This is a genomic window from Brackiella oedipodis DSM 13743, from assembly GCF_000621025.1.
In the GTDB taxonomy this organism is placed as follows: domain Bacteria; phylum Pseudomonadota; class Gammaproteobacteria; order Burkholderiales; family Burkholderiaceae_B; genus Oligella; species Oligella oedipodis.
This window is the reverse complement of the sequence record NZ_JHZJ01000009.1, coordinates 62,060-74,673: the sequence shown is the minus strand read 5'-3', so window position 1 is coordinate 74,673 and position 12,614 is coordinate 62,060. Positions and strand designations below refer to the sequence as shown.

The following is a 12,614-nucleotide window of genomic DNA, read 5'->3' as shown; positions in this document are numbered from 1 at the left end:
GAACCTTATTAAGAAAAATTACCATCGTTGCTTACCTGTTGTGTCTAATACGGGTTTGAGAGCTTTGGCAATTGCCTCTCGGGCCCTGAAAATCCGAGAGCGTACTGTCCCTTCGGGACAATCGAGAACATCGGCAATTTGCTTATAGCTCATGCCTTCGAGCTCACGCAGCACAATGGCCTCGCGCAACTCATCGGATAATTGTTCTATGGCTTGGTTAACCGTCTGCACAATCTCTTGGTTGATGAGTTGTGTCTCTGGGGTTTCCTCATCTGTTAGAGTATTGATCTTGTTAAAAGTTTCACCATCTTGGTTGGCAAACTCTGCACTTAGATGTAGATTTTGTTTGCCTTTTTTGAGGTGATTATGGGCGGTATTGACGGCAATACGATACAGCCAAGTATAAAAAGAACTATCACTGCGAAAACGCGGCAAGGCGGTATAGGCCTTTATAAAGGTTTCTTGGGCTACATCTTCGGCATCGGCAGGATTGCGCAATAGCCGTGAGAGCAAACGTAAAATCCGTTGCTCGTATTTAAGCATCAGGAGGCTAAAGGCTTTTTTATCACCCTGTTGCGCCTGTGTAACCCAGAGTGTGTCTTGGTTGGCTTCAGTCATGGGCACCCTGCTGTCGCAAATAATGATATAGCACACGAAAACGTCGTTGTTGTTCGGGCGACCATTGCCAGAGACTAAAGATAAAGGAAGATTGACGTTGGCTTAGTGGATCGCGCAAAACGAGATGACACCACGTAAAGCTACAACGAATTTTGTGGATGTGATAAGCCGAGGCCTGACCCTGGCGGATTAAAAGACATTGACGCTGTGCTTGTAACAGCAAGGTGGGCGGCTCGGTAGAGAGTTGAGTGGATTGCTTTAAAAGCGTTAGCGCCGCCATAACAGCGGCAACTTCGTAATTAAAAATACTGAGTACAGAAACAAAGACTAGACTGGTAACCACTAAGTTCTGGTATTTAAGTGGCACAAGTGGCAGCGTTTGCTGCCATATCTTGTCTAGTCTTTGCTTTGCATCATTAGTCATTAAAACGTTTAACAATCATTGAGCCATTGGTACCACCAAAGCCAAATGAATTAGATAAGGCATAATCAATGGCTACATCACGCGCTTGATTAGCACAATAATCCAAATCACATTCAGGATCTTGGTTAAAGATATTAATGGTCGGTGGTGATACTTGATTATGAACCGCTAAAGTCGTGAAGACAGCTTCAATACCACCGGCAGCCCCCAATAAATGGCCTGTCATTGATTTGGTAGAGTTTACCACGACGTTTTGGGCATGCTCACCCAAGGCAAGTTTAAGCGCCGCTGTTTCGTTTTTGTCACCGAGTGGCGTCGAGGTGCCATGCGCATTCACATACTGAATTTGCTCTGGATTAATACCGGCGTTGCGCATTGCATTAAGCATACCACGACGTGGACCGTCGCTATTAGGTGCCGTAATATGATGCGCATCTGAACTCATACCATAGCCAACAAACTCACCATAAATCTTGGCACCACGTTTTTTGGCGTGTTCGTACTCTTCAAGGACTAAGACGCCCGCGCCTTCACCTAAGACAAAACCATCACGATCGATATCCCAAGGACGTGAAGCTGTCTCTGGACTGTCATTACGTTGCGATAAAGCACGCATCGCCGCAAAGCCCCCAATACCTAGAGGAGAAACTGTAGATTCTGCACCACCAGCCACCATGACATCGGCATCGCCATATTCGATGATACGAGCAGCATCACCAATAGAATGCAAACCTGTGGTACAAGCAGAAACGACGGCGTAGCTCGGGCCCTTGGCTCCCAAAAGAATCGTGAGTTGACCAGAAATTAGATTGACTAAAGACGCCGGTACAAAGTATGGATTGATGCGGCGTGGGCCTTTTTTGAGGTAATCAGCTTGGGTTTCTTCGATGCGTGGTAACCCCCCAATGCCAGAGCCTACAATAACACCGACTCTATCGGCGTTTTCTGCGCTGATTTCGAGGCCTGAATCGCGCCAAGCATCAAGCGAAGCAGCAATCCCATAATGGATAAAGGTATCCATTTGTTTGGCTTCTTTGGCACTGATGTATTGGGTAATATCAAAGTCTTTGACCTCACCCGCAATCTGAGAACTAAAATTACTCGCATCAAAGCGGCTGATTTTGCTAATGCCAGAACGACCGTTAATAAGGTTGTCCCATGCAGATTGAATGGTATTACCTACAGGGGAGACAATACCTAAACCTGTAATGACGACACGTTTTTTCACAAAAAACTCCAGTATCCCCAGCTTGGTAGCTAGAAATAAAAATTAACTATACAAGCTGTGTGAGCTGTACGTAAAAAGCAAAGAAAATAACCGTTACGTGCAGATACAGCGAGCTGCATCAACAGATCTAGTCGTAGAACTAGTCACCGCAACGAGCAAGCGCGGCTTATCGTAATGACGTAAAAATGGCTCTCATCCTTGGTACAAAGTTCCAATCTAGAAAAGAGCCATTGTAATGTAATTATTTTTTGCTATTTTTTTCGATGTAATCGATAGCTTGTTGAACAGTAGTGATTTTTTCAGCTTCTTCGTCTGGGATTTCAGTTTCGAATTCGTCTTCTAGACACATAACTAATTCAACCATATCCAAAGAGTCTGCACCTAGGTCGTCAAGGAAAGAAGATTCATTTTTGATTTCTGATTCGTCTTTAATTGCTAGTTGTTCTGCAATAATTGCCTTAACACGTTGTTCGATGCTGTCCATGTAATTCTCCAATTTGGGCTTTGCCCTATAAGTTATCAATTGAACTCGGATGAGTTATAAGAAAAAAGCGAATACTTAAAACATCATTTAAGTATCAAAAAATAAAATACTGTTTAAAAACAATACAGCATTTTATAAAAATTTATTACAAGATTCATTAAAAACATCTTTTCTTTGCAAGAAACTTGATTTTTTGAATCCTTGTGTAGTTTCATACCACGAATAAATGCTAATTTTAACGCAATTTGGCGCTAAATCATGTACATACCGCCGTTGACATGCAATGTTGTGCCAGAGATATAAGCCGCATTTGGACCTGCTAAAAAGGCCACAGCATGGGCCACATCTTCGGGCTTACCTAAACGTGCCAACGGAATTTGTTTGAGCAAGGCGTCGGTTTGCTCATCTCCCAAAGCCCGCGTCATATCCGTATCAATAAAGCCAGGCGCCACGCAATTGACGGTGACATTGCGACTACCGAGTTCACGTGCTAGGGCTCGTGACATACCCGCAACCCCCGCTTTGGCAGCGGCATAATTCGCTTGCCCTGGATTACCCATAGAGGCGACGACCGAGGTGATATTGATAATACGACCAGAACGAGCCTTCATCATGGGTTTGATGACGGCACGGCTCAAACGGAAAATCGAGTTGAGATTAGTTTCGATCACTGCTGACCAATCATCGTCCTTGAGACGCATTGCTAAATTATCGCGAGTAATACCCGCATTATTCACTAAAATATGCGGACCGCCCTCTTTAGCAAGATCCGCTAATAAATCGTCGCAAGCTTGACTATCAGTCACGTCAAGGACGACGCCTCGACCAGAAAATTCGGTTAAGTATTGATTAATGGCTTGCGCACCGGCCTCAGAGGTAGCGGTGCCGACCACACGAGCGCCTTGTCGTGCCAATTCTAGTGCCACGGCTTTACCAATACCGCGCGTTGCACCAGTCACTAAAGCAATTTTATCTTTCAGAGGAGCGGGTTCTGACATTGTCATTCCTTAGGAGTTTAAAGTTTGCAATACGTTTTGCAGAGAGGCTGGATCGTTAATCGTAAGCGCCGTAAGATCGCGATCAATACGTTTAACTAAACCGGTGAGGACCTTACCTGGACCACATTCAACAATATGGGTGATACCTTGAGCTTTCATGGCTTGAATGGTTTTGACCCATTGTACTGGATGCCAAGCTTGGCGTACTAACGCGTCTGCAATTTTAGCAGGTTCTTGCTCGATCTTGACATCAACATTATTGATGACTGGGACTTTAGGGGCCGCTAGATTGATCTGCGCTAAGGCGTCTTGTAAGACAGCCGCCGCAGGCTTGAGTAAGGAGGAATGGAACGGCGCTGATACCGGCAATACCAAGGCGCGTTTCGCACCTGCTTCTTTAGCTAAGTGACACGCGCGCTCAACGGCGTCGACATGACCAGCAATCACGACTTGTGCAGGTGCATTAAAATTGACGGCTTCGACAACTTCGGGAACTTGTGCCGCTTGCTCACACACTTGCAAAACCGTATCGTCATCGAGACCCAAAATAGCCGCCATCGAGCCTGTGCCCACCGGTACGGCTTGTTGCATGGCATCCGCGCGAACGCGTACGAGCTTGACAGCGCTGGCTAAATCGAGACTGCCAGCAGCGGTTAAGGCAGAATATTCTCCCAAACTATGTCCCGCCATGACCTCAGGGACACGACCTCCCATCTCGAGCCAGGCTTGATACATAGCCACACTAGCACTAAGCATGACGGGTTGCGTATTCGTCGTTAAATTTAAATCACTTTCAGGGCCTTGTGCCATAAGGGACGCAAGATCTTGCCCAAGTGCTTCAGAGGCGGTTTGGATGGCCGCTTGTACCACTTTGTTATCAGCCCAAGCATCCATCATACCGATACTTTGTGAGCCTTGACCTGGAAAAACAAACGCGACTTTTGTCATACATTTACCCCTTTTAAATGATGAGTCTAAATTATAGTTGAGCGAGCACTGAGCCCCAAGTAAAACCGCCCCCTACTCCTTGTAACAAGACATGCTGACCGGTTTTGAGGCGGCCGTCTCTTTGCGCCACATCGAAGGCGAGTGGCACACTGGCCGCAGAAGTATTAGCGTGTTGATTCACAGTGATCACTACTTGCTCTAATGGCAAGTGTAGTTTACGAGCTAAGAAGGAAATAATGCGCTCGTTAGCTTGATGTGGCACCATCCAATCGATTTGCTCGACATCGAGTTGCGCCTTTTGGCAGACCTCTCGCGCTTGCTGATCGAGTACCGACACTGCTGTTTTAAAGACGGCCTGGCCATCCATGCGGAGGAAGGGATCACCGACAATATGGCCATGTTCCACACGGCCTTCGGTATTGAGAATGGGATAGAGTGAACCGTTAGCATTGAGTTGAGTCGCCTTAATGCCCGGCTGCTTATCGGCCTTGAGAACCATTGCACCAGCACCGTCGCCAAATAAGACACATGTACTACGGTCCTGCCAATCGAGAATGCGAGAAAATACCTCGGCGCCAATCACCAGCGCACAATTGGCATTACCTGCCCGAATAAAGCTATCGGCGGTAGTCAAGGCATACACGAAACCGCTACATACGGCTTGTACATCAAACGATGCACAGCCACTAATCCCTAATTTCGCTTGAACCATGCACGCCGTGCTTGGAAAAATATGGTCGGGGGTCGAGGTGGCCACAATAATGAGATCGACATCGCTGGCTTGTACACCGGCACTTTGCAGTGCTTGTTTAGCGGCGCTTGCTGCCAAATCACTGGTTTCTTGCTCAGGCGCCGCTAAATAGCGTTGTTTAATACCCGTTCGGGTTCGGATCCATTCATCGGAAGTTTCGATACCCTGAGTGGCCAGTTGTGCGGCCAGTTCGTCGTTAGAGACGCATTTTTCGGGTAAAGCGCTGCCTGAACCTATGATTTTGGCATATAGACTCATTAATAAACTCCACAAAAGACCGTTGCCCAGTGCCGGCAAGGTAAATGATTAATTCATGAAATACTGTCAGGCGCCGCATGACTGCTGGCGACGGGCGTGCTCGTTTGCTCGGGAGCATTAGCAGCCGTTGCATCCGCATGCACCATTTGGTTAATGTGCTGAACGCTGTTGCTAATTTTGGCTAAGAGATTATGGGACACGGCTTCGTAGGCTCGCTCAATGGCACAGGCAAAAGACAAAACGTCCGCTGAACCATGACTTTTGATGACAACACCACGCAGGCCCAACAATGAAGCGCCATTGTAGCGACGGTTGTCTAGGCGGCCACGAATATTTTTGAGAACTGGCAAAGATAATATAGCAAGCAATTTGCTAAAGATATTGCGTTTGAACTCAGTTTTCATGACGTTGTTGACTAAACGCGATACCCCTTCGATGGATTTGAGCACAGAATTACCCACAAAGCCATCGCAGACAATGACATCACTTTTGCCTGTAAAAATATCATCGCCTTCGACATTGCCGATGAAGTTCAAATTGCTGCGCTGTAAGAGTTGCGAAGCCTGTTTGACGGTCTCGTTACCTTTGATGGCTTCTTCGCCCACGTTGAGTAAACCCACGCTAGGATTACTCAAGCCATCAATGGACTGTGCCAAGGCGGATCCCATAATCGCAAACTCCATGAGATTCTTGGCACTACAATCCACATTGGCGCCCAAGTCAAGCACAGTGGTACCTGTGCCTTTTTGGTTGGGCAATAAAGTGGCGATTGCTGGACGATCGATACCATCGAGCATTTTGAGAACAAAACGCGAAATAGCCATTAATGCACCCGTATTGCCAGCCGACACACAGGCATCGGCTTGACCTTGTTTGATGCAGTTAATGGCTACTTTCATGGATGAGTCTTTTTTGCGACGCAAAGCGACCTCCACTGAATCGTCCATAGTGACGACCTCGGAGGCATGTAAGACTTCAAACTGTGATGCATTAGGCACGGTGGCGCTGCGTAAAGCTGCCTCAATCTGATCCTTGAAACCCACTAAGATAAAGTGGGCATCTGGAAGTTTTTGGGCAGCTTGTAATACAGCGGGGATAGTCACGCTCAGTCCGTGATCACCACCCATGCAATCTATAGCAATTTTAATCACAATAAATTCTGTCAAAAAAACGTAAAACAGAATATTACAGTATTATGACAAATTACTTAAGAGTTATATTCTGTTTGGTTAGAGAATGATTACTCTTCGTCTTTTGATTTCAGCACTTTGCGACCACGATAAAAGCCGTTAGGGCTGATGTGATGACGCAAATGTAATTCACCACTACCTGGCTCTACTGCTGTAGAAGGCGCAGAAATGGCATCGTGAGAACGACGCATATTGCGGCGTGAAGGAGATTTTTTATTTTGTTGTACAGCCATGATGACTCCAAGTTAAAAAGCTTTGTGAAACAAAGCAATAAGCAAAATCTATTAAAGGAATATTCAGTGAGCTAGTCGCTAACCAATCGCAACGACTATGACTCTTTTTTGAGTTTTTCTAGTATGGCAAACGGCGAAGGGTCTTTTTGGGGGGCATACGCTGTCATGTCTATACAGGACTCGTTCTCATGCCTTGGGATATAAGGCAAACTAAGGAGAATTTCATCTTCGAGTAAATGCGCCACATCCAGTTTTGGGTTAGCCAGCAACTTATCGTAGGCCTGCTCATCAATAAAACCCGATTCATCCAGATCATCAAAAGCCTGCTCAGAATTAACGGGTTGCACCGTGGCTCGGCTATCGACCTCAAAGATAAACGGTTTAAGGCAACGCTGGCACAGCAAAACAACGTTGGCTTGCACGTGAAAATGCAAAAAATACTGCTCGCTATGCGCCAGTTCGGGCTGTAACTGCCATTGCACAAGTTGAGATTTATTTTGCTCAAGCACAGAAGCCACCAGGGCTTGCTTAGCTTGGCTCAAACTCGATAAATTCGGCTTGTCGTGATGAGCGCTAGACGACAAAGCGGTTGATCCTTGGGGGCGTTGCGTAACGCCCTGTGCAGAATTACCGGCTTCTGGAGAATGATCCGCTAACCATTCCAGCATATCATCAGCCAAACTAGTCATTACGCGCTCAAAGGTCGCCAGCGGCGCTTGACCGCTTATCGATTGCCCCTTGCGAATAAAATCATAAACATTAGACAAATACAATTGTCTAATAACTTGTGTATGATCCTCGACAGTATTTGGGACTGATTTACCTAAATCACAAGTCACTTATACCCTTGCACTTAACTACTAGTAAACATAGTATAATAACCTGCAATCAAGTTACAGGTCAATATAAATCATGAGTTTAGACCACGCAAATATCATCTTAGCGACGACTTCAATCTACAAAAAACAGATGTTTGCAAGGCTGGGGCTGCCTTTTCAGAGCATGAGTCCAAATGTGGACGAAATACCACAAAAGGGCGAAACCCCGCCTGCTTGTGCGCAACGTTTAGCCATTGCCAAGGCTCAGGCCATTGCTCAACAACACCCTCACAGCATTGTGATTGGCGCTGATCAAGTCGCCACTCTCGGTCACAACATCATTGGCAAAGCCGGCAGTTTTGCAAAGGCATTTCAGCAATTGCAGGCTCTGAGTGGCCAAAGCGTCCAATTCCATAGCGCACTGGCGGTCTGTTGTGGTGCCGAGACCCTCAGTTATGATGTCATCACTGAATGTCACTTTAGAGATCTAACGGATGCCGAGATCCAGCATTATCTTGAGGTCGAACAACCTTATGACACGGCGGGCAGCGCCAAAGCTGAATCGCTGGGCATTAGTCTGATGTCAAGCATGCGTTCGGACGATCCCACCGCCATCATTGGTTTACCCTTGATTGAATTATGCCGCATGTTACGCCATTTTGGTGTTAATCCAACGCTGTCTGCTCAGTTATGAAGACTTTACATTTGATCCCCGTGGGCCTAAGCCAAGCGCCCATTCAAGAGTGGTTACCAACTCACAGTCGCCAAATGGCTGCCCAACTCGACCTTTATATTGCCGAAAATGCTAAAACGGCTAGAGCCTTTCTGAAACTGGTCGAGCCCCAAAAAGCCATTCGTGACATCACAATCCATACCCTCAGCAAAAGTACCCAGCCCTCTGAGGTAAAACAATGGTTACAAGCCGTGCCAAGCGACGGTGCTATCGGCTTAGTGTCTGAAGCCGGCTGCCCGGCTGTTGCCGACCCAGGGGCGATAGTCGTTAGTCAAGCACAACGACTGAACTTTAAGGTACGTCCTCATGTTGGTCCAAACTCTATTTTGTTGGGACTGATGGCCAGTGGCTTGGATGGCCAACGGTTTGCCTTTCATGGTTATGCGCCCATCAAACCTCATGAACGCACGCAGCAGCTCAAACAATGGGAGAGCGATTCGCATAAGCTACAGCAAACGCAAATTTTTATTGAGACCCCTTATCGCAATCAGGCCATGTTAGAGACCTTAATCAGTTCGCTTAAGCCTGACACTCGCTTGTGTGTGGCCAGAGACCTCACCGGGCCACAAGAACTGATTCAAACCTATACGGTGGCACAATGGCGGCAACAAAGCTTACCCGATCTCAATAAATTAGCCACCTTGTTTTTATTCTTGGCCTAAGCACCCTTAATACACTTAAGCGCTCGAATCACGAGCGCTTAAATGCTAGCAAGATCCAATAGGCTACCTTATTCCTTGGTAGGTGGTTTAATATTGGCCAGCGTTTTTTGCTGTTTTTGCTGCTGCCAGATCGCATAACCCGCATGCCACGCTAATAATAATACACAGACAGCACACAGCCCGATATCCGCAGCGCTGAGCTCAAAATCGACGCAAACATGAACCAGCCAGGCTACACATCCCGCATAAAATAACCACTGTAGGAGATGCCAGGCTTTACCGATTTTGCGAATCATGAGTGAGCTGGCAGAAATCGCCAGCACTATTAATATAAGCCATGACGCCATTGCTAAGAGCGCATAAAGACTGAAACTCAAATTAGCCTGTGCTAGTAAGGCATGATGATTGATATTTGCCCAAAACCAGATCAAAGCAAAAGCACTGGCATAAGCTGCCGCATAATAAAGTGCAGGCGCACGATATAGATTGATACCTAAGCGCCCACTAAACACTCGGATGGGCTTAATCAATAGCGCAATCACTAACATCAATAAGGCGGCTAAGCTACTGTAATACAGCAGTGACAGCGCCCACTGTGAAGATTCTTTAGTGGCTGGATCGAGACTAATCCACAAGCCTAGTAGGCCGGGGATAGCGAACAACACCATAAAATGGCTTCTAAATTTACGAAAATAAGCTATCGATTCTTCTTGATTAAAATGCTTATGGTGACTTAATCTGTGTACCATGTGTATTTCCTAGACTGATCTATCCTTATATTTTCTACCTATATTTAAGAAAAGTCAGCCCAGGCATTAATGTACAGTAAATAATTCCAATAATCTGGCCAATTCTTCTACTGAGGCGGCGGTTTTACTTGGTTGGGCCTTATCCAACTCTTCGATTTCGTGGGCACCATAGGTCACCGCTATACTATCGACGCCCGCATTTTGAGCCATTTGAATGTCATGACTGGTATCGCCAATCATCACCACTTGCTCTGGCTCAACCATGAGCTCATCAATAATTTCAAAAAGCATTTGCGGATGGGGCTTACCGCGAGTTTCATCAGCCGTACGTGTGATGTCAAATAAAGGCGTCAGTTGATGTTTGTCGAGGGCTCTATTAAGCCCCACTCTGCTTTTACCGGTAGCAACGGCGAGGTTTAGCCCTTGCTGCTTGAGTTGTTGGAGTAATTGTGGAATTCCATTAAAGAGCTTTAAATCCTGGTCCTGGGTAAAATAATGGCGGCGATAGGCTTGCAAAAACTCTTGTAGCTGGGGCTGCGAAAGATTAGGCGCAATTTTGGGGATGACCTCGCTCATGCCTAAACCAATCACCCACTTGGCTTCTTGCATCGTTGGTTCAGGCACCCCTAAATCTCGACAAGCCCCCTGAATGGCGACTGCAATCGACCACGTTGAGTCCATTAAGGTACCGTCCCAATCGAAAACTATCGTATTGTATGCCATGAGAATTCCTAAGAGGGTTAAGATTTGGATGAAGGCACGCCCCGAGACTGAAGTGACTGCAACAGTGCCTGACACATGGGTGGCAAAGGCGCTTTGAGGTTGAGCAGCTGGGCCGTCAATGGGTGCTCGATAATCAGATGATGGGCATGTAAGAACATGCGCTTGAAACCCGCTTGTTGCAGTTTAGCACGCACTTCATCGGAACCGTATTTTTCGTCACCCGCAATCGCAAAGCCACTGGCCGCCAAGTGAACGCGGATTTGATGTGTGCGTCCTGTGCGCAACTCAGCATCGACTAAACTATAATCACCAAAACGTTGTATACACTCAATAATCGTATGGGCAAACTTTCCTTCAGATTTATCAACCCGAACTCGACGCTCACCATGCGGCGTCAGGTATTTAGTCAACGGCAATTTTATATGCTGCCGTTGGTTCTGCCAATCACCACACACTAAAGCGTAATAATGCTTTTCGCCTTTACCTTGACGAAACATATCGTGCAGTTTTACTAAGGCGGAGCGTTTTTTGGCAATGATTAACAACCCTGAGGTCTCTTTATCGAGACGGTGCGCTAATTCTAAAAACTTGGCTTGGGGTCGAGCCGCGCGCATTTGTTCAATCACCCCAAACGAAACGCCACTGCCACCATGCACGGCTACGCCGGCCGGCTTGTCAATCACGACTATGGCATCGTCCTCAAAAACAATAGGAAACTCGGCCTTGGGGGCAGGGATCGCTTGATCTTTTTGTGCCATTCGTAAAGGCGGGATACGCAGCACATCTCCGACTTGCAGACGGTACTGTGCATTGATCCTACCTTTGTTGACACGCACCTGACCTGAGCGCAAGGCTTTATAGAGATGACTTTTGGGGACGCCTTTACAGTATTTGAGCAAAAAATTATCAATTCGTTGGCCATCGGAGGCGGCATCCACCGTCACCCATTGCACGGAAAAAGATGAATTTGGCGATGAAGATTGTTTGCACATATATTCGATACTACTTTATAATCAATATACCCTGTGGAGAATAGGGTGTACCTTGGGTTGCGTAGAGGCAATACATATGATTTCGCACTCCGCCCCAAGGTGTTTTCATTGTCTATATTGTAACGTACTGACAATCAAGGCATACGTTAGGACCATCTCTTAGGATCACCTGTTAGAGGCACCTAGTAGATCCCCTTGATGGCGGTATTACGCACTATTTTCCGAAGTGACTGGGAGCTTTATTGTTTGGCGTGCTTGTTTTTAATGCGGCAGTGTTATATTTCTGCCCACAGCCCCCAAAAATAAACCTGAATTGTCTTTGTGTATCCGTATTTTTATGCATCACAGGTAGATAGTCGGCTTTGCAGAAATAGAACCAATAAATTTCCACAAACTCTACTATCGCCTGGGTGTTTTAGTCGTAGCCATTTTCCAGATTATTGTATTAGCCCATTAACTGCATGAACACTGCGTTAGATCCCCTAAGATTTTTGTCTAGCCTGCTGCTTTGCTCCTACCTATCTGTAGGCGGCTTGCTGGCGGCCCAAAAACGCCCGCCTAAGTTATTACGGCGTGGCTCAAGCGATCGTGCTGTAGTTCTCAAAAGCGTCATGCCTGTCAGAGGAGCGGGAGGATACCCGCTACACTCCATGCCTTAGTTAAGAGTTAAGGTTACCGAGGGTTTTGTTTGTTGCGATTAAGTTGACTTGTGTATCTTTTGTCTTATACAACCTAGTACTCACTTAACCTTCACAATAATACTGGTCCGAGCCAGACAACAAGACAAATCAAACCAGGAACTTCC

General features: G+C 46.5%; 15 protein-coding genes. 2 read left to right on the top strand and 13 right to left on the bottom strand.

The window, feature by feature from the left end; all coding sequences use genetic code 11:
- Positions 1–18: 18 nt before the first annotated feature.
- From rpoE to Q335_RS09920, 10 genes are all read right to left on the bottom strand, one after another.
- Positions 19–618, bottom strand: a complete 600-nt coding sequence (gene rpoE, locus Q335_RS0100350; protein WP_028356913.1) for an RNA polymerase sigma factor RpoE — start codon at positions 616–618, stop codon at positions 19–21.
- Positions 611–1,042, bottom strand: a complete 432-nt coding sequence (locus tag Q335_RS0100345; RefSeq protein WP_028356912.1) for a hypothetical protein — start codon at positions 1,040–1,042, stop codon at positions 611–613. The genes rpoE and Q335_RS0100345 overlap by 8 nt, the downstream gene beginning before the upstream one ends.
- Positions 1,035–2,270, bottom strand: coding sequence for a beta-ketoacyl-ACP synthase II (gene fabF / locus Q335_RS0100340; RefSeq protein ID WP_028356911.1), 1,236 nt, complete (start codon positions 2,268–2,270; stop codon positions 1,035–1,037). The genes Q335_RS0100345 and fabF overlap by 8 nt, the downstream gene beginning before the upstream one ends.
- 241 nt (positions 2,271–2,511) lie before the next feature.
- Positions 2,512–2,754 carry an acyl carrier protein gene (gene acpP, locus Q335_RS0100335; RefSeq protein WP_028356910.1) on the bottom strand — a complete coding sequence of 81 codons (243 nt, stop codon included), beginning with the start codon at positions 2,752–2,754 and terminating at the stop codon, positions 2,512–2,514.
- 251 nt (positions 2,755–3,005) lie between these two features.
- Entirely contained in the window at positions 3,006–3,752 is a 747-nt protein-coding gene (gene fabG / locus Q335_RS0100330; RefSeq protein WP_028356909.1) for a 3-oxoacyl-ACP reductase FabG, read from the bottom strand.
- 9 nt (positions 3,753–3,761) lie between these two features.
- Positions 3,762–4,700 (bottom strand): ACP S-malonyltransferase, encoded by a 939-nt coding sequence (gene fabD, locus Q335_RS0100325; protein WP_028356908.1) that lies wholly within the window; start codon positions 4,698–4,700, stop codon positions 3,762–3,764.
- Positions 4,701–4,731: 31 nt separating this feature from the next.
- Complete coding sequence (locus tag Q335_RS0100320; protein ID WP_028356907.1) at positions 4,732–5,709, bottom strand: beta-ketoacyl-ACP synthase III; 978 nt, start codon at positions 5,707–5,709, stop codon at positions 4,732–4,734.
- 53 nt (positions 5,710–5,762) lie between these two features.
- The gene (plsX, locus tag Q335_RS08770) at positions 5,763–6,860 is read right to left on the bottom strand and encodes a phosphate acyltransferase PlsX (RefSeq protein WP_038369103.1); all 1,098 of its coding nucleotides are present in this window, start codon (positions 6,858–6,860) and stop codon (positions 5,763–5,765) included.
- 89 nt (positions 6,861–6,949) lie between these two features.
- Entirely contained in the window at positions 6,950–7,132 is a 183-nt protein-coding gene (gene rpmF, locus Q335_RS0100310; protein WP_028356906.1) for a 50S ribosomal protein L32, read from the bottom strand.
- Positions 7,133–7,227: 95 nt separating this feature from the next.
- Positions 7,228–7,971, bottom strand: coding sequence for a YceD family protein (locus Q335_RS09920; protein WP_051532182.1), 744 nt, complete (start codon positions 7,969–7,971; stop codon positions 7,228–7,230).
- Between the two features lie 73 nt (positions 7,972–8,044).
- Here Q335_RS09920 and Q335_RS0100300 point away from each other — a divergent pair, with 73 nt between their 5' ends.
- The gene (locus Q335_RS0100300) at positions 8,045–8,644 is read left to right on the top strand and encodes a Maf family nucleotide pyrophosphatase (RefSeq protein ID WP_028356905.1); all 600 of its coding nucleotides are present in this window, start codon (positions 8,045–8,047) and stop codon (positions 8,642–8,644) included.
- Positions 8,641–9,345, top strand: coding sequence for an SAM-dependent methyltransferase (locus Q335_RS0100295; protein ID WP_028356904.1), 705 nt, complete (start codon positions 8,641–8,643; stop codon positions 9,343–9,345). Before Q335_RS0100300 ends, Q335_RS0100295 begins: the two co-directional genes overlap by 4 nt.
- 68 nt (positions 9,346–9,413) lie before the next feature.
- Here Q335_RS0100295 and Q335_RS0100290 read toward each other — a convergent pair whose 3' ends face one another.
- From Q335_RS0100290 to Q335_RS0100280, 3 genes are all read right to left on the bottom strand, one after another.
- Positions 9,414–10,094 (bottom strand): cytochrome b family protein, encoded by a 681-nt coding sequence (locus Q335_RS0100290; protein WP_028356903.1) that lies wholly within the window; start codon positions 10,092–10,094, stop codon positions 9,414–9,416.
- A gap of 66 nt (positions 10,095–10,160) precedes the next feature.
- On the bottom strand, positions 10,161–10,817 hold the full coding sequence (locus Q335_RS0100285; RefSeq protein ID WP_028356902.1) for an HAD-IA family hydrolase: 657 nt from the start codon (positions 10,815–10,817) through the stop codon (positions 10,161–10,163).
- A gap of 17 nt (positions 10,818–10,834) precedes the next feature.
- Entirely contained in the window at positions 10,835–11,809 is a 975-nt protein-coding gene (locus Q335_RS0100280; protein ID WP_028356901.1) for an RluA family pseudouridine synthase, read from the bottom strand.
- Positions 11,810–12,614: the final 805 nt, after the last annotated feature.

Coding starts and splice junctions, on each gene's coding strand:
- Q335_RS0100280 (WP_028356901.1), bottom strand. CDS start 11,809: ATGTGCAAACAATCTTCATCGCCAAATTCATCTTTTTCCGTGCAATGG.
- Q335_RS0100320 (WP_028356907.1), bottom strand. CDS start 5,709: ATGAGTCTATATGCCAAAATCATAGGTTCAGGCAGCGCTTTACCCGAA.
- rpmF (WP_028356906.1), bottom strand. CDS start 7,132: ATGGCTGTACAACAAAATAAAAAATCTCCTTCACGCCGCAATATGCGT.
- Q335_RS0100285 (WP_028356902.1), bottom strand. CDS start 10,817: ATGGCATACAATACGATAGTTTTCGATTGGGACGGTACCTTAATGGAC.
- acpP (WP_028356910.1), bottom strand. CDS start 2,754: ATGGACAGCATCGAACAACGTGTTAAGGCAATTATTGCAGAACAACTA.
- Q335_RS0100300 (WP_028356905.1), top strand. CDS start 8,045: ATGAGTTTAGACCACGCAAATATCATCTTAGCGACGACTTCAATCTAC.
- fabG (WP_028356909.1), bottom strand. CDS start 3,752: ATGTCAGAACCCGCTCCTCTGAAAGATAAAATTGCTTTAGTGACTGGT.
- rpoE (WP_028356913.1), bottom strand. CDS start 618: ATGACTGAAGCCAACCAAGACACACTCTGGGTTACACAGGCGCAACAG.
- fabD (WP_028356908.1), bottom strand. CDS start 4,700: ATGACAAAAGTCGCGTTTGTTTTTCCAGGTCAAGGCTCACAAAGTATC.
- Q335_RS0100290 (WP_028356903.1), bottom strand. CDS start 10,094: ATGGTACACAGATTAAGTCACCATAAGCATTTTAATCAAGAAGAATCG.
- Q335_RS0100345 (WP_028356912.1), bottom strand. CDS start 1,042: ATGACTAATGATGCAAAGCAAAGACTAGACAAGATATGGCAGCAAACG.
- Q335_RS0100295 (WP_028356904.1), top strand. CDS start 8,641: ATGAAGACTTTACATTTGATCCCCGTGGGCCTAAGCCAAGCGCCCATT.